We start from the raw sequence: 16,439 nt of genomic DNA, 5'->3' as shown, positions 1-16,439 counted from the left end.
GTGTTTCATGCATGAGGCGTGAAATTCCCTTTCGCGGAGGTATTAACCGGAAAAAGGTAGGAACTATTATGGCATTGCCAACCTTTACCATGCGCCAGCTCATGGAAGCTGGTGTCCACTTTGGTCACCACACCCGCCGTTGGAACCCGAAGATGAAAAAATTCATCTTTGGTGCACGTAACGACATCCACATCCTGAACCTGCAGGAAACCGTCCCGATGCTGCATCGTGCGATGCAGGCTGTTCGCGACGTAACTGCTTCGGGCGGTCGTGTTCTCTTCGTCGGTACCAAGCGTCAGGCTTCCCCGATCATCGCAGACGCTGCAAAGCGTTGCGGCCAGTACTATGTGAACCATCGCTGGCTCGGCGGCATGCTGACCAACTGGAATACTGTTTCCAATTCGATCAAACGCCTTAAAGAACAGGAAGAAATCCTGTCTGCAGGTGCAGAAGGTCTGACCAAAAAAGAAATCCTGAACCTGACCCGTTCGCGCGACAAGCTTGAGCGCGCACTTGGCGGTATCAAGGACATGGGTGGTCTTCCGGACATCATCGTCGTGGTTGACACCAACAAAGAAGCACTTGCTGTTCATGAAGCAAAGAACCTGAACATTCCGGTCGTTGCAATCCTCGATTCCAACTCTGATCCGGCAAACGTTCAGTACCCGATTCCGGGCAACGACGATGCGATCCGTGCGATCCAGCTGTATTGTGACCTGTTCGTTGGTTCTGTTCTGGACGGTATCCAGGAAGAAATGACTGCTTCTGGCGCAGATCTCGGCGAAGCGGAAGAAGTTCCGGCCGAAGCAGCTGCCGCAGTTGAAGCTGCAGAAGAAGCTTCCGCATAAGTTTCACTTTGTATCTGATGAAACGGCGGCTAGCATGCCGCCGTTTTGTTAGGTGTTCACCTGATCGCGTAATAGGGGCTTTAAAAATGGCTATTACCGCTGCTCTCGTAAAAGAGCTTCGCGAAACCACCGGCGCTGGCATGATGGATTGCAAGAAAGCGCTTTCCGAAACCGATGGTAACCTTGAAGCAGCTGTTGACTGGCTGCGCACCAAAGGTCTTGCAGCTGCCGCCAAGAAAGCTGGCCGTGTTGCTGCCGAAGGTCTGGTTTCTGTTGCTGTTGACGGCAACAAAGGTGCAGTTATCGAGCTGAACTCGGAAACCGATTTCGTTTCTCGTAACGAAGACTTCCAGAAGTTTGTCGGTGAAATCGCGACCCAGGCTGTTGCTGCAAATGGCGACATTGATGCCCTTAAAGCTACTGCTTTCCCGGGTACTTCACGTAACGTCGAAGAGCAGGTCACTCACATGATCGCTACCATCGGCGAAAACATGTCGTTGCGCCGTTCGGCTGGTCTGTCGGTTGAGAAGGGCGTCGTTGCGTCCTACATCCACTCGGCAGTTGCTGCTAACCTCGGTAAAATCGGTGTTCTGGTTGCTCTGGAATCGGAAGCTGATGCCGCTGTTCTTGACGGTTTGGGCAAACAGATCGCAATGCACATTGCGGCAACCAATCCGGCATCGGCAACCGTTGAAGATCTGGATCCTGAACTGGTCGAGCGCGAGAAAGCCGTTCTGACCGAGCAGGCCAAAGAATCCGGTCGCCCGGCAGAAATCATCGAGAAGATGATTGAAGGTCGTATCCGTAAATATTACGAGCAGGTCGTTCTGGTTGAGCAGACCTTCGTTATTGACGGTGAAAACAAAGTCAAAGACGTGATCGCAAATGCTGCTAAAGAAGCTGGCAAGCCGATCACCCTTAAGGGCTTTGTCCGCTTCGAACTCGGTGAAGGCATCGAGAAAGAAGAAAAAGACTTTGCTGCAGAAGTTGCTGAGCAGCTGAAGAAATAAACATATGATCGGAATGGTGCTTCGCGCATCATTTCGTGTATGATCCAGACCGGCGAGGTCGGCAGCGCATGTCCGCCCTGTTACTCGCCGGTCTTTTTATATCTGAATTTTGCATTTCCCGTGTTCGGGCAATGCGTTACATCGGCATTTAAGAGGCATTGAGATATGGCAGAAAACGGCCAACTGAAATTTCGCCGCGTTCTTCTTAAGCTCTCGGGTGAAGGGCTTTTAGGGAAACAGCAATACGGGATTGATCCTGAAACGGTTGACCGGATTGCCAGCGAAATCAAAGCCGTTCATGACATGGGTGCCGAAGTTTGCATGGTGATTGGCGGCGGAAACATCTTCCGCGGCGTCAAAGGGGCCTCGCAGGGTATGGAACGCGCAACCGCCGACTATATGGGCATGCTGGCGACCATCATGAATGCGCTGGCCGTTCAGAATGCGCTTGAGCGCCATGGCGTTCAGACCCGTGTTCAGTCTGCCATCCCGATGTCTTCTGTTTGTGAGCCCTATATCCGCCGTCGGGCTGTCCGTCACATGGAAAAGGGCCGGGTCGTCATCTTTGCTGCGGGTACCGGTAACCCGTTCTTCACAACGGATACGGCGGCTGCATTGCGTGCTGTTGAAATGGGTTGCGATGCGCTGCTTAAGGGGACTCAGGTTGATGGTGTTTACACCGCTGACCCGAAAACCGATCCCACAGCAGAACGTTACGACCAACTTACCTATATGGAAGTTTTGTCCAAAGATTTGCGTGTGATGGATGCATCGGCTATTTCTTTGGCTCGCGAAAATGATATTCCGGTTATCGTATTTTCTTTGCATAATCCGGGTGCCTTTGCAGACGTCGTTACTGCAAAGGGGACGTTTACGATTATTTCGAATGGAGACTGAACGTGTCTGACGTTGCTGGCCTAAAAAAGGACCTGTCCCGCCGTATGGAAGGGGCAGTCGAAGTATTGCACAAGGAATTCACCGGTCTGCGTACCGGGCGCGCCAGTGTGAGCCTTCTTGAGCCGGTCATGGTTGAAGCCTATGGCGTTCCGACCCCGCTTAACCAGGTGGCATCTGTCAGCGTTCCCGAAGCACGTATGCTTTCGGTTCAGGTCTGGGACAAGTCGATGGTGAAATCCGTCGAGAAAGCCATCCGTGATTCCGGGCTGGGTCTTAACCCGGCTGCTGATGGTACGCTTGTTCGCGTTCCGATCCCGGCACTGAACGAAGAACGCCGCGCTGAGCTGTCCAAGGTTGCAGGAAAATATGCCGAACAAGCCAAGGTGTCGGTCCGCAACGTGCGTCGTGACGGCATGGATCAGCTGAAAAAATGGGAAAAAGACAGCGAGATTTCCAAAGACGAGATGCACAGCGAAGAAAAAGAGATCCAGAAGCTGACCGATAAGGTCATTGCCGAGATCGACGAGACGCTGGCAAATAAAGAACAGGAAATCATGCAAGTCTGATTATGGCTGTGTTTTCTTCGCAAACCCAACCTTCAGATACCCGGACGGTTCCGCGTCATGTTGCTATCATTATGGATGGCAACGGGCGCTGGGCGCGTGGGCGTGGGCGCCCGCGTACCATGGGGCATCGTGCCGGTGTCGACGCTGTTCGTCGCACGATCGAAGCATCAGTCGCCCTTGGAATTGAGTATCTGACGCTTTACGGGTTTTCGACGGAAAACTGGAAGCGTCCGGAAAGTGAAGTCAGTGACCTGATGGGGCTGCTGCGTCTGTTTCTGAAGCGCGAGCTTGCGACATTGCATAAAAACGGTATCAAAATCCGTATCATCGGTGATAGGTCGCGCTTTGCTGATGATATTCGTGCATTGCTCGACAAGGCCGAAGAACAAACCAGCGGAAATACCCGTCTTAATCTGACGATTGCCTTGAGTTACGGGGCGCGTGCAGAGATTGCTCATGCCATGCGCGAGATCGCAAGAAAAGTGGCGGCAGGCGAAATCTCAGCCGATGCGATTACCGAAGATATCATCGAGCAGAATCTGTCAACAGTTGGCATTCCTGATCCGGATCTTTTGATCAGAACCAGTGGTGAACAACGCATCAGCAATTTCCTTTTGTGGCAGTCGGCTTACACTGAATTCATCTTTGAAGATGTTCTTTGGCCGGACTTTGACCGGGCCCATCTGGAAAAAGCGATAGATAACTTTGCCGGACGGGAGCGGCGTTTTGGTGCTGTCATCTGAAGCCGACCGTCTTAAAGATAATAATTCCGGATTGAAGCCGCGCATTCTTTCTGCGTTGGTTATGACGCCGGTGGCTATTGCTGCTGTGTGGTTCGGGGCGCCTTATTTCGACATTCTGTTGTTCGTATTTTCCGCGGGCATGATGTGGGAATGGTCGCGCATGTGTGCTCCGAAATTTTCTAACGGCATTTCTGTTGTAGCGGCTGTTGCGCTTGGCGTTGCCATTCTGATGCAAGTTGCGGGACAAGATGAATTCATCGTGCTGCCGATCGCGATCAGCACAATTATTGCTGCTGCACGTGCAGGGCGAAACTGGCTTTTGGCCGGATTTGGTGTTCTGTATGTCTCTGTGGCAGCACTTGCGGCACTCTGGCTGCGCAATCAGGACCCTGATGGTCTTTTAACGATCATGTGGCTGTTCTTCCTTGTCTGGGCGACAGATACCGGCGGATACGCATTTGGCAAGACGATTGGCGGTCCGAAGCTCGCTCCGCGCTTCAGTCCCAAAAAAACCTGGGCCGGGCTGATCGGGGGGATGGTTTGTGCTGGTCTCATTGGTGCAATTGTAACCTATTTCAGTGCCGATCAGATCAACTGGAATATTGTCGGGGTCAGCATGGTTCTGGCTGTTGTTGCCCAAATTGGCGATCTTGGTGAGTCTGCGCTCAAACGCCACTTCAAGGTCAAAGACAGCAGCAATCTGATCCCTGGACATGGTGGTCTTCTTGATCGTGCTGACGGAATGCTTTCGGTGTTTCCGGTTGCGTTTATTATTATCTGTTTCGCAGGGCTTGCCTTGCGATAGGGCGGTCGAACCATCGATCGTTTTTTCACAGGTGTTTGATGACTTTGAAGAAATCCGTCAGCGTTTTTGGTGTTACCGGATCTATCGGGACCAGTACTGTTGATATTCTCAGGAACCATTCGGACAAATACAGCGTCGATGCCGTAACCGCGCATCGCAATGTTCAATCGCTGGCTTCTATCGCCAAAGATTTGAATGCCAGATGTGCTGTCATTGGCGATCCCGATCTTTTTCATGAACTGCGTGAAGCGCTGGCAGGTACCGATATCGAGGTAGGTGCTGGCGAAACCGCACTGATCGAGGCTGCCGAGCGTCCATCAGATATCGTTATTGCTGCAATCGTTGGTGCAGCGGGGCTAAAGCCGACATTGGCAGCCATTCGGCGGGGCGCACGGGTTGGATTGGCCAACAAGGAAACCTTGGTCTGTGCCGGCGCTCTGATGACGGCTGAGGTGGCAAAACACAATGCGACACTGATCCCGGTCGATTCCGAACACAGCGCAATTTTCCAGGTTCTTGAAGACAAAGCCGACAAACAAGTCGACCGCATTTTGCTGACTGCTTCCGGTGGACCTTTCCGCGAGCGGTCCTTGGTTGACATGAAATCTGTCACACGCAAGCAGGCGCTGGCGCATCCGAACTGGGAGATGGGGGCAAAAATTTCCATCGACTCTGCGACCATGATGAACAAGGGGCTGGAGCTGATCGAAGCCTGGCACCTGTTTCCGGTTGCTGAGGAGCGAATTGAAATTGTTGTTCATCCTCAGTCAGTTGTTCATAGTATGGTTGAATATTGCGACGGTTCTGTGCTGGCGCAACTGGGCTCGCCGGACATGCGCACGCCGATTGCCTATGCTCTTGCATGGCCGGATCGGATCAAGGTGGATGTACCGCGTCTTGATTTTGCCATGATCGGAAGCTTGAACTTCCAGAAACCCGATACCAATCGGTTTCCGGCTCTTCGCCTGGCACGTCAGGCCTTGCAGGAAGGTGGTACACTGCCTACTGTCCTGAACGGAGCAAACGAAGTTGCGGTCGAGGCCTTCCTGCAAGACAAGATCGGTTTTCTTGAAATTGCAGAAATTGTTGAGACCGTGATGGAAAAGATTGGTCGCGAAGACCTGACCAGTCTGAATCAGGTATTTGAAACAGATGCACTTGTGCGTCGGCAGACCGCAGCACATATCGCCGCTGTTTAAGTTAATTTCTCCGGTTTGACCGGATAAGGAACGTCTTGATGGAAACCTTGCTTGCCTTTCTTTTTGTACTTTCGGTTCTCGTCTTCGTTCACGAATACGGTCATTATTGGGTTGCCATCAAGAATGGCGTCAAGGTCGAAGCATTTTCCATCGGGTTCGGACCCGAACTTTTCGGTTGGAAAGACAAAAAGGGGACACGCTGGAAAGTCAGCCTGATCCCGCTTGGCGGCTATGTGAAAATGTTTGGCGACATGAACCCGGCCAGTGCCGGTCAGCGTGACGACCTGAACGCAGAGGAAGAAAAATACGCTTTCCATCACAAAGGTGTCGGTGCGCGCGCTGCTATTGTGTTTGCCGGCCCGCTTGCAAATTTTGTGTTTGCCATCATCGTTTTTACCTTCCTGTTTGCAGCTGTTGGCCAGCAACGTGCTTTGCCGGTCGTCGGTGATGTTCTTGAAAACAGCCCTGCTGCAAGTGCCGGTTTGCTAAGTGATGATCAGGTCATTGCAATCAACGGTGCGACGGTCGAATGGTTCTCGGAACTTTCCGATATTGTACGCAACCATCCGGCGCAAACACTTGCGATAACGGTACTGCGTGATGGACAATCGCTCGAGCTCTCGGTAACTCCGGACTCTGTGACAGCGGATGAAAACGGTGTCACGCAGACATTTGGTCGTCTTGGTATTACTGCCGGTGCTTTTGATACCAGCCGTGACGGAGTGATAGAGGCGGTTGGGCGTGCTTTTGAAACAGCCTATTCTCTGACAACCCAGACCTTTTCTGCTCTTGGCGAGATGGTCAGTGGTGACCGGGACAGTTCCGAACTTGGTGGTCCGATCCGGATCGCGCAAATGTCAGGGCAGGTCGCAGAGGGTGGTTTGGGGCCTCTCCTGTTCTTTATGGGCTATCTGTCGATCAGTTTGGGGTTGATCAATCTGATGCCGGTTCCGGTTCTGGATGGCGGGCATCTTGTGTTTTATGCGATTGAGGCAATTCGCGGTAAGCCATTGGGAGCAAAAGCACAAGAATATGGTTTCCGTATCGGCGCGGGTTTGGTATTCAGCTTAATCATTTTCGCAACGTGGAACGATTTGACGCAATTGGGTGTCTTTAGTTTCCTCAAAGGACTTGCTGGCTAATGTGTGACAGCAACAGGGGGGTTAACTTGCTGCGTAAGGTAAAAGCGGCCGCGTTAGTTGCGGCCCTTCTTGGCGGAACCGCGCCAGTGATCATTCCGGTGGCAGCATATGCCCAACAGAATTCAGGCCTGATTCGCGAAATTCAGGTCGAGGGTAACAACCGAATTGAAAGTGCGACCGTTAACGCATATCTGACGGTTGCGCCCGGAGACGCATATGATGCGCGTCAAATCAACACGTCGCTAAAGGCGCTGTTTTCCACCGGTCTGTTTGCCGATGTATCCTTCTCGTTCAATCAGGGGGTTCTGAAGGTTAACGTCGTTGAAAATCCGATCATCAACCGAATCGCCTTTGAAGGGAACAATCGTCTCAAGGATGATGTGCTGAGCGCGGAACTCCAGCTTCGCCCGCGCGTTGTTTACACCCGTACCAAAGTCCAGTCGGACGTCCAGCGTATTCTTGAACTGTATCGTCGTAGCGGTCGTTTTGCAGCCACTGTCGAGCCGAAAGTCATTCAGCTCGAACAGAACCGCGTCGATCTGGTCTTTGAAGTTGACGAGGGTGAGGCGACAGGCGTTCGCAAGATCAATTTCGTCGGTAACAAGGCATTCGATGATGGCGAACTTTCTGAAGTCATCCGAACCACCGAAAGTGCCTGGTGGAAAATCCTGACCTCGGACGACAACTATGATCCTGATCGTGTGACGTTTGATCGCGAACTGCTGCGCCGTTTCTACCTTTCCGCAGGCTATGCCGATTTCCAGGTTCTTTCATCTGTTGCGGAACTGACCCCGGATCGTTCGGACTTCTTCATTACCTACACTGTCAGTGAGGGGCAACGTTACCAGTTTGGTGATATCAAGGTTGTCTCCCAGATCGATAAGATTGACGCTGATGCCTTGCTGCCTCTGATCGAGATCGAAAAGGGTGAGTGGTACAACGCGACCATGGTTGATGACGCGGTTGACGCCCTGACGACCAAAGTCGGCGACGAAGGCTATGCCTTCATTGATATTCGTCCGAGCGTTCAGCGTAACCGTGAAACAGGTACAATTGACCTGACATTTACGATTGCAGAGGGGCCGAAAGTATATGTCGAACGCATCAATGTAGTTGGTAACGTCCGTACGCTTGATGATGTTATTCGTCGCGAGTTCCGTCTGGTCGAAGGGGATGCTTTCAGTAGCTCCAAAATGAAACGCTCCAAGCAGCGTATTGAAAACCTTAACTTCTTTAAATCTGTTGATGTCAAAACCTTGCCAGGCAAGGCGCCGGACCAGACTGTTATTGAAGTTGATGTTGAAGAGAAATCGACCGGCGAATTCTCGATTGGTGCCGGATACGGAACGGATGATGGCGCGTTCGGTCAGCTGGGTATTCGTGAACGTAACCTTTTGGGTAAAGGTCAGGATCTGCGCTTGAACTTTACTTTGGGGTCATCAGATCAGCAGATCGATTTGTCGTTTACGGAGCCATATTTCCTGGATCGCGAAATTGCAGCCGGGTTTGACGTGTACCGTCGGGAAGAGGACAATCAGGACGAAAGCTCTTATGATGAAGAGCAGACTGGTGGACGACTGCGTGCAGGATTTAAGTACACAGAAGATCTATCGCACTCTTTCCGATATACGCTCGAGCAGAACAGCTACTCAAATATCAATCGGGCTGACGCATCACGTCTGTTGCTTGCCGAAGATTCTGAATTTATTGAGTCATCTGTCGGCCACACGCTGACCTACGATAAACGCGATAGCTCTGTTGCGCCAACAGAGGGCTACTTTGGGCGGTTGTCCAATGATTTTGCCGGATTGGGGGGCGATGAGACTTATCTGCGGACGCGTTTGGAAGGTGGGTATTATTATCCGCTGGACCGCGAGCATGAATGGGTTCTATCGACCCGTGCCGGGACCGGTTATATCTTTGGTATCGGCGATGATACGCGTATCTCGCAACGCTTTATGGTTGGTGGTTCTAACCTGCGTGGTTTTGAATCTTCTGGCGTTGGCCCGCGTGATATTGCGACAAACGATGCCTTGGGTGGCAAGATGTACTACACTGGATCTGTTCAGATGGACTTCCCGCTTGGGTTGCCATCTGAGTTTGCTCTGAAGGGGCGCATTTTTAGTGACTTTGGCTCATCCGAAGGTGTCGACGGTGCACGCGCAGGTGAAATCTATGACACCGGATCCGTTCGCGGGTCTGTTGGCGTTGGTGTTGGTTGGGAGTCGCCATTCGGTCCGATTGGCATCGACTTGTCACAGGCCGTCCTGAAAGAAGATCACGACAAAGAGGAAGTGTTCCGACTTAACTTCGGAACCAGATTCTAATGATTATGATGAAGTCGCTTCAGAAATTGCTTGTCGCATCCGCTCTTGCATGTGGTGTTTTCACGACATCTTATGTGTCTGCGCAGGAAACACCTAATCCTGAAACCATGGCATCTGTCATGGTTGTCGACTATGCAGGGATCATGCGTGAGGCATCAGCTATGCAGGATGTCAAAAAGCAAATCCGCGAACGGCAGGTAACCTATCAGCAGGATATAGAGACCCGTCAGCAGGCGCTGCGTGAAGAAGAAAAGCAGCTTGCCCAGCAACGAACCCTGCTCGCAGCAGACGTTTATCAGGAAAAGCAAAAGCAGTTTCAGCAAAAGGTAGCTGCATTCCAGAAATTTGCCCAAGGGCGCAGCCGCGTTCTCGATCAGGCTCTTGCCGAGAGTCAGGCAACCTTTCAGAAAGCTTTGAATGACGTTATTGCAGGTTTGGCCGAAGAACGACGTGCAACGCTGGTTTTGCATCAGGCGCAGGTGATCATCTTTGCCAATGCGATGAATGCCAGCAAGGAAGTGTTTGACCGGATTAACAAAAAAGTTCCGACGATCAAGGTTGAGTTCAAGGAAGGGTCCTGATGGCTGATACGCGTTTCTTTCGTCGCAAGGGACCTTTCAGCGTCGCTGAAATTGCGGAGCTGACTGGCGCAGAAGTTTTGAATGCACCTGACAAAGCGCGTGTCTTTGACGATGTGTCACCATTGCAAAATGCTGATGACTCAATTCTGAGTTTCCTTGATAACCGCAAATATATCGATGCCTTTGTCAACAGCAAGGCTGGGGCGTGTTTCATTCGACCAGAATTTGCAGATCGCGCCCCGGAAGGCATGGTTCTGTTCACGACCAACGATCCATATCGAGCCTATGCAAAGGCAGCGACCGCTTTTTATCCGTTCGAGACAGGCAATGGTTCGATTTCTGACCGTGCTTTCATTGATCCGACGGCAAAGCTTGGCAAAGGTGTGCAGGTCGATGCCGGTGCAGTGATCAGTGCCAATTGCGAAATCGGTGATGGAACCATCATCGCCTCGAATGCTGTGATTGGTGAGGGGGTTGTCATCGGGGCTGGATGTAAGGTCGGTGCCAACGCATCGATCAGCCACAGTCTGATAGGAAATCTTTGTCTGATTTATCCGGGTGCCCGGATCGGGCAGGACGGTTTTGGTTTTGCCATGGGGCTGCAAGGCCATGTGAAGGTGCCGCAGCTTGGGCGTGTCGTTATCGGTAATGACGTTGAAGTTGGCGCCAACAGCACGATTGACCGTGGTGCAGGGCCTGATACCGTCATCGGTAATGGGTGCCGTATCGACAATCTGGTACAAATCGGCCATAACGTCGAGCTCGGCATGGGCTGCGTTGTCGTCTCGCAAGTAGGTATTTCCGGCTCGACAAAGCTTGGGAATTTCGTTGTGCTGGCGGGGCAGGTCGGCGTGGCCGGGCATCTTGAAATTGGCGATGGTGTCAAAGTTGCCGCGCAATCAGGTGTCATGAGAAATATCGGACCGGGGGAAACAGTGGGCGGAAGTCCTGCCGTTCCGGTCATGGAATATCATAAACAGACAGTGGCCTTGTCCCGTCTGGTACGAAAAAAGAAATAAGGGCTACACACATGACCGAACTGGTAAGTGTTGATATTCAGCGCATTCTGGAAATGATCCCGCATCGTTATCCGTTTTTGTTGATTGATAAAGTTATCGATATTGCGGTTGATGAATCCGCAACCGGCATCAAAAACGTCACGATGAATGAACCGCAATTTACTGGTCATTTTCCGCAGCAGCCGATTATGCCGGGCGTTCTGATCATTGAAAGCATGGCCCAGACCGCGGCTATTCTGGTTGTTCAGACCCTTGGCGAGGACGCAGAGGGCAAACTGGTCTATTTCATGAGCATCGATAACGCACGTTTCCGCAAACCGGTAACGCCCGGTGATGTGATGCATATCCATGTGACGAAGAAACAAAGCCGTGGTCCGGTCTGGAAATTTGAAAGCCAGGTCAAGGTGGACGGGCAGGTCGTTGCCGAGGCAACCATTGCCGCGATGATCCGGGATAACTGATAATGTCAAAAGTACATCCAACCGCCGTTGTCGAAGATGGCGCGCAGATAGGTCAGGATGTCGAAATCGGACCTTACAGTGTTATTGGTCCGAACGTTGTCTTGGGTGATCGTGTCAAGCTGCATAGCCATGTTGCTGTCGCAGGTCACACGACCCTTGGCGAAGAATGCGAAGTTTACCCGTTTGCTTCTGTCGGGCATGCGCCCCAGGATCTGAAGTTCAAGGGTGAGCAAAGCCGTTTGATCGTTGGAAAGCGGACAAAAATCCGTGAGGGGGCCACCCTTAATCCCGGTACCGAAGGTGGCGGGATGGAAACAACGATCGGTGACGATTGCCTGTTGATGACGGGTGCCCATGTTGGCCATGACTGCCATGTCGGCAACCATTGCATTCTGGTCAATAACGGTACCTTGGCCGGTCATGTGGTTGTTGAAGATTTTGCAATTGTTGGCGGTCTTTCGGCGGTACATCAGTTCGTTCGCATCGGAAGACATGCGATGATCGGTGGCATGACCGGTGTCGAAAGCGACGTAATTCCCTATGGTTCGGTGATCGGGAACCGCGCATACCTTTCGGGCTTGAATATCGTTGGCCTGAAACGTCGTGGTTTTGACCGCGAAACCATTCATTCCCTGCGCAAGGCATATCGTTTGCTGTTTGCTCAGGAAGGTACGTTGGCTGAACGCGTTGAAGAGGTCGCAAAGGACTTCGAAGGTGTCGGTCCGGTCATGGAAATTATCAACTTCCTCAAAGCGGAAAGCATGCGTTCCGTGTGCACACCGAAATATGACAGCTCCGCAGGATAATCCGCAACCAAAGCTGGGGATTATTGCTGGGGGCGGTGCGCTTCCAGCCCGCTTGGCTTCTGCAGCGCAGACAGCCGGGCGGGCTGTTTTCGTTATTAAGCTTGATGGTCATGCCGATGACCCCGCGCTTGACGAGTACCCCAACGTGTCGACAAGGCTTGGTGCTGCGGCCAAAATCCTTGATGCCATGCGTGCAAATGAGTGCCGCGATGTCGTGCTAGCCGGAAAGGTCGCACGCCCGAGTTTCTCGGCAATCCGTCCCGATTGGCGTGCTGCCAAGCTTTTGATGAAGGTTGGCATGAAGGCACTTGGCGATGACGGGTTGCTTCGGCTCGTTGGAGAAGAGCTTGAACGTGAAGGCTTTCGTCTGGTCGGTGCGCATGACATCCTGACGGATCTTGCCGTGTCCGAGGGCGTTCTGGGGGCAATTGCACCTGATGATCAGGCCATCAGCGACGCAAGGCGTGGTCTTTCTGTGGCGCGCATTCTTGGTCAGGCCGATGTTGGACAGGGATGTGTGGTTCAACAGGGCCTTGTGCTTGCGCTTGAAGCCATTGAAGGCACTGACGAGATGGTTCGGCGTTCCGCAAAATATCGGCGTGAAGGCGTTGGAGGGGTTCTGGTGAAAGCCTCAAAACCACAGCAGGACAAACGCCTTGATCTTCCGGCTATCGGCCTGACAACCATCGAAGAAGCGCATCTGGCCGGCCTGCGTGGCATTGCACTCCTTGCCGGTGGTACAATGATTATTGATCGTGCTGCGGTTATTGCCCGTGCAGACGCGCTTGGCATATTTGTGCTTGGCCTCGGCGATGAGGACGGAGAAACAAACCATGGCGTCTGAAAATACGTCAGGTGGCCCGAAAATCATGCTTGTGGCTGGCGAAGCCTCCGGTGATCAGCTTGGCGGTCGTCTTATGGCTGCGATCAAGCGTCAGGAACCCGGTGCACGTTTTATCGGTGTTGGCGGTCCAAGGATGGAGGGCGAGGGGCTTCAAAGCCTGTTCCCGATGAATGAAATGTCGGTGATGGGCCTGACAGAGGTTATCCCGCATATTCCGCACCTGCTGAAACGTATCGCGCAAACGGCAGACTTCGCCAAAAGCGAGAAACCTGACGCTGTTGTGACGATTGATGCCCCGGATTTCAGTTTCCGGGTCGGGAAAAAGCTCAAGGGCAAAGGCATTCCGCTTATTCACTATGTTGCCCCGTCTGTTTGGGCCTGGCGTGAAGGGCGGGCAAAGAAAATTGCAGGGTTTCTCGACCATCTTTTGGCACTTTTGCCGTTTGAGCCGCCCTACTTTGAAAAAGAAGGCCTGCCAACGACCTTTATCGGCCACTCAGCTGTTGAAGAGCGCCATGATGGTAACGGGGATCGTTTTCGGGCCAATCACGGTCTGGACGCGAATAAACGCCTGCTGGCAGTGCTGCCCGGAAGTCGTAACTCCGAAGTAAAGAGACTGCTGCCGGTCTTTCGCCAGGTGATCGAGGCAATCGCCCGGAAATACCCTGATGCCCGCATTGTGGTTCCCACGGTCAGCAAGGTTGCTGATACCGTGACCGAAGAAATGAAAAGCTGGCCCTTGGCACCGATCGTTGTGGCCACGGATCAGGAACGTCATGACGCGTTTTCTGCAGCCGATTGCGCCTTGGCCGCATCAGGTACGGTGTCGCTGGAACTGGCAATCTCCGGTGTTCCGCATGTGATTGCCTATCAGGTTAATGCCATAACCGGCTGGATTGCCAAACGCCTGATCAAGATTGATACGGTGACAATCGTTAATCTTGTTCTGGGACGTAAACTGATCCCCGAATTCCTGCAGGAAAATTGCAAGGCGAAGAACATCATCCCGGTGCTTGATGCCCTTTTGGGGGATAACCCTACCCGGGAACAGCAAAAATCAGGCTTTGATGAAGCATGCAGGATGCTTGGCTTCGGGGATCGGGCACCCAGCGAAAAAGCTGCCGAGCAGATTCTCGACATTATCGCGAAAAAATAACGGCTAACGACTGGTATCAGGCGTGGAATGCAATTAGTTTCAGGTCATTGATCAATCCATAACGGAGACGTTGTTATGCGTTATTTGCACACGATGGTGCGCGTCGAGAATGTCGATGAGTCGCTGAAATTCTATTGCGATCTTCTGGGCATGAGCGAGACTCGCCGCATCGAAAGCGAAAAGGGGCGTTTCACCCTGATTTATCTGGCCCCGTCAGCTGATGTAGAGAATGCCAAGGCAAACAAGGCTCCTGAACTCGAACTGACCTATAACTGGGACCCCGAGAGCTATTCGGGCGGTCGCAATTTTGGTCATTTGGCCTATGAAGTTGATGACATCTATGCAACTTGCCAGAAACTGATGGATGCCGGGGTAACGATCAATCGTCCCCCGCGTGATGGTCATATGGCATTTGTACGTTCGCCAGACGGAATTTCAATCGAGTTCCTTCAGAAAGGTGAGAGCCTTGCACCGGCAGAGCCATGGGTAAGCATGGAAAACACCGGAAGCTGGTAAGTTTTGAGAGTTCGTTTTACCGGTAACACTGGTTGAGAAACACGAAAAGGCCCGGATTTCTCCGGGCCTTTTTGCTTTGATATGGCAAAGATCGCTGTCGGGACGACTTAGCGTTTGTCGACCGGAACGAACGGACGTTCTGCGACACCGGTGAACAGCTGACGCGGGCGGCCGATTTTCTGCGACGGATCTTCGATCATTTCTTTCCACTGGGCGATCCAGCCGACGGTACGTGCAACCGCGAACAGCACGGTGAACATGCTGACCGGAATGCCCATCGCCTTGAAGATGATGCCCGAATAGAAGTCGACGTTCGGATAGAGTTTCTTCTCGATGAAGTACTCGTCTTCACGTGCAATACGTTCGAGTTCCTGGGCAACATCAAGAAGCGGATCCTTGATGTTGAGTTCCTTGAGAACTTCGTGGCAGGTTTCCTGCATGACTTTGGCGCGCGGATCGTAGTTTTTGTAAACGCGGTGACCAAAGCCCATCAGACGGAACGGATCGTTCTTGTCTTTTGCTTTTGCAACGAATTCCGGGATGTTTTTCACATCGCCGATTTCGTTGAGCATAACCAGAACGGCTTCGTTCGCACCACCATGTGCCGGCCCCCAAAGGGACGCGATACCAGCAGCGATACATGCAAACGGGTTTGCACCAGACGAACCGGCAAGGCGTACGGTCGAGGTCGAAGCATTCTGTTCGTGGTCAGCATGAAGGATCAGAATACGATCCATTGCTTTGGCCAGAACCGGGTTAACTTCGTATTCTTCGCACGGGTTGCCAAACATCATCTGAAGGAAGTTTTCAGCAAAGCCCAGCTTGTTGTTCGGATAGCGGAACGGCTGACCGATCGAATATTTGTATGCCATCGCAGCAATGGTCGGCATTTTCGCGATCAGGCGATAAGCCGAGATCAGGCGCTGCTGCGGGTCATTGATGTCGGTGCTGTCATGATAGAATGCAGACATTGCGCCAACAACGCCACACATGATGGCCATCGGATGCGCATCACGGCGGAAGCCGTTATAGAAATTGCGCATCTGCTCATGCACCATGGTGTGCATGGTGATGTCGTTTTCGAACTGCGCTTTCTGGGTGGCATTCGGCAGCTCACCGTAAAGCAGCAAGTGGCAAACTTCGAGGAAGTCGGAGTTTTCTGCAAGGTCATCAATTGCATAACCACGGTGACGAAGGATACCAACGTCGCCATCAATGTAGGTCAGCTCGGACTGGCAGGAGCCGGTCGAAGTGAAGCCCGGATCATACGTAAAAAATCCAGTTTCAGCATACAGCTTCCGAATGTCGATAACAGACGGGCCTACGCTACCCTCAATCACCGGCATCTCGATCGACTTGCCAGTGGCATTGTCGGTCAGTGTTACGGTGTGGGAAGTCTTGGAATTCTGAGCCATGACTTATTTTTCCTTCCCTGTTTGAACGAACACGGTTTCAAGTTGGGTGCAGCATAATGCTGCGGCGCATTAAGCGCAAATAGACTATTAGTTTTTTATAATTC

General features: G+C 52.2%; 17 protein-coding genes. 16 read left to right on the top strand and 1 reads right to left on the bottom strand.

The window, feature by feature from the left end:
- The first annotated feature begins 68 nt into the window (after positions 1–68).
- From rpsB to ACTU44_RS13905, 16 genes are all read left to right on the top strand, one after another.
- A complete protein-coding gene (gene rpsB, locus ACTU44_RS13980) occupies positions 69–848 on the top strand; it encodes a 30S ribosomal protein S2 (protein WP_336081220.1) in 780 nt (259 codons plus the stop codon).
- A gap of 86 nt (positions 849–934) precedes the next feature.
- Positions 935–1,858, top strand: a complete 924-nt coding sequence (gene tsf / locus ACTU44_RS13975) for a translation elongation factor Ts (protein ID WP_114097368.1) — start codon at positions 935–937, stop codon at positions 1,856–1,858.
- A 165-nt stretch (positions 1,859–2,023) separates the two neighbouring features.
- Positions 2,024–2,755: a UMP kinase gene (gene pyrH, locus ACTU44_RS13970; RefSeq protein ID WP_068518933.1), complete on the top strand. Its 732-nt coding sequence runs from the start codon at positions 2,024–2,026 to the stop codon at positions 2,753–2,755.
- A gap of 2 nt (positions 2,756–2,757) precedes the next feature.
- Positions 2,758–3,321 (top strand): ribosome recycling factor, encoded by a 564-nt coding sequence (gene frr, locus ACTU44_RS13965; protein WP_114097369.1) that lies wholly within the window; start codon positions 2,758–2,760, stop codon positions 3,319–3,321.
- A gap of 2 nt (positions 3,322–3,323) precedes the next feature.
- Complete coding sequence (locus tag ACTU44_RS13960; protein WP_114097370.1) at positions 3,324–4,064, top strand: isoprenyl transferase; 741 nt, start codon at positions 3,324–3,326, stop codon at positions 4,062–4,064.
- Positions 4,051–4,869, top strand: a complete 819-nt coding sequence (locus ACTU44_RS13955) for a phosphatidate cytidylyltransferase (protein WP_258548644.1) — start codon at positions 4,051–4,053, stop codon at positions 4,867–4,869. The genes ACTU44_RS13960 and ACTU44_RS13955 overlap by 14 nt, the downstream gene beginning before the upstream one ends.
- A gap of 38 nt (positions 4,870–4,907) precedes the next feature.
- Positions 4,908–6,068, top strand: a complete 1,161-nt coding sequence (locus ACTU44_RS13950) for a 1-deoxy-D-xylulose-5-phosphate reductoisomerase (RefSeq protein WP_114097372.1) — start codon at positions 4,908–4,910, stop codon at positions 6,066–6,068.
- A gap of 38 nt (positions 6,069–6,106) precedes the next feature.
- On the top strand, positions 6,107–7,210 hold the full coding sequence (gene rseP, locus ACTU44_RS13945; RefSeq protein ID WP_114097373.1) for an RIP metalloprotease RseP: 1,104 nt from the start codon (positions 6,107–6,109) through the stop codon (positions 7,208–7,210).
- A gap of 26 nt (positions 7,211–7,236) precedes the next feature.
- The gene (bamA, locus tag ACTU44_RS13940; RefSeq protein ID WP_462095703.1) at positions 7,237–9,537 is read left to right on the top strand and encodes an outer membrane protein assembly factor BamA; all 2,301 of its coding nucleotides are present in this window, start codon (positions 7,237–7,239) and stop codon (positions 9,535–9,537) included.
- Positions 9,537–10,118, top strand: coding sequence for an OmpH/Skp family outer membrane protein (locus ACTU44_RS13935; RefSeq protein ID WP_114097375.1), 582 nt, complete (start codon positions 9,537–9,539; stop codon positions 10,116–10,118). The genes bamA and ACTU44_RS13935 overlap by 1 nt, the downstream gene beginning before the upstream one ends.
- Positions 10,118–11,137 (top strand): UDP-3-O-(3-hydroxymyristoyl)glucosamine N-acyltransferase, encoded by a 1,020-nt coding sequence (lpxD, locus tag ACTU44_RS13930; protein ID WP_462095702.1) that lies wholly within the window; start codon positions 10,118–10,120, stop codon positions 11,135–11,137. The genes ACTU44_RS13935 and lpxD overlap by 1 nt, the downstream gene beginning before the upstream one ends.
- Positions 11,138–11,148: 11 nt before the next feature.
- Entirely contained in the window at positions 11,149–11,598 is a 450-nt protein-coding gene (fabZ, locus tag ACTU44_RS13925; protein ID WP_114097377.1) for a 3-hydroxyacyl-ACP dehydratase FabZ, read from the top strand.
- A 2-nt stretch (positions 11,599–11,600) separates the two neighbouring features.
- Positions 11,601–12,404 (top strand): acyl-ACP--UDP-N-acetylglucosamine O-acyltransferase, encoded by an 804-nt coding sequence (lpxA, locus tag ACTU44_RS13920; protein ID WP_114097378.1) that lies wholly within the window; start codon positions 11,601–11,603, stop codon positions 12,402–12,404.
- Entirely contained in the window at positions 12,385–13,248 is an 864-nt protein-coding gene (locus ACTU44_RS13915) for an LpxI family protein (protein WP_462095701.1), read from the top strand. Before lpxA ends, ACTU44_RS13915 begins: the two co-directional genes overlap by 20 nt.
- Positions 13,238–14,404, top strand: a complete 1,167-nt coding sequence (gene lpxB / locus ACTU44_RS13910; protein WP_462095700.1) for a lipid-A-disaccharide synthase — start codon at positions 13,238–13,240, stop codon at positions 14,402–14,404. Before ACTU44_RS13915 ends, lpxB begins: the two co-directional genes overlap by 11 nt.
- A gap of 75 nt (positions 14,405–14,479) precedes the next feature.
- Positions 14,480–14,920, top strand: a complete 441-nt coding sequence (locus ACTU44_RS13905; RefSeq protein ID WP_114097381.1) for a VOC family protein — start codon at positions 14,480–14,482, stop codon at positions 14,918–14,920.
- 107 nt (positions 14,921–15,027) lie between these two features.
- Here ACTU44_RS13905 and ACTU44_RS13900 read toward each other — a convergent pair whose 3' ends face one another.
- Positions 15,028–16,335 carry a citrate synthase gene (locus tag ACTU44_RS13900; protein WP_114097382.1) on the bottom strand — a complete coding sequence of 436 codons (1,308 nt, stop codon included), beginning with the start codon at positions 16,333–16,335 and terminating at the stop codon, positions 15,028–15,030.
- Positions 16,336–16,439 lie beyond the last annotated feature (104 nt).

It is taken from the genome of Thalassospira sp. SM2505, assembly GCF_054901115.1.
This window is presented reverse-complemented; position numbering and strand designations above follow the sequence as displayed.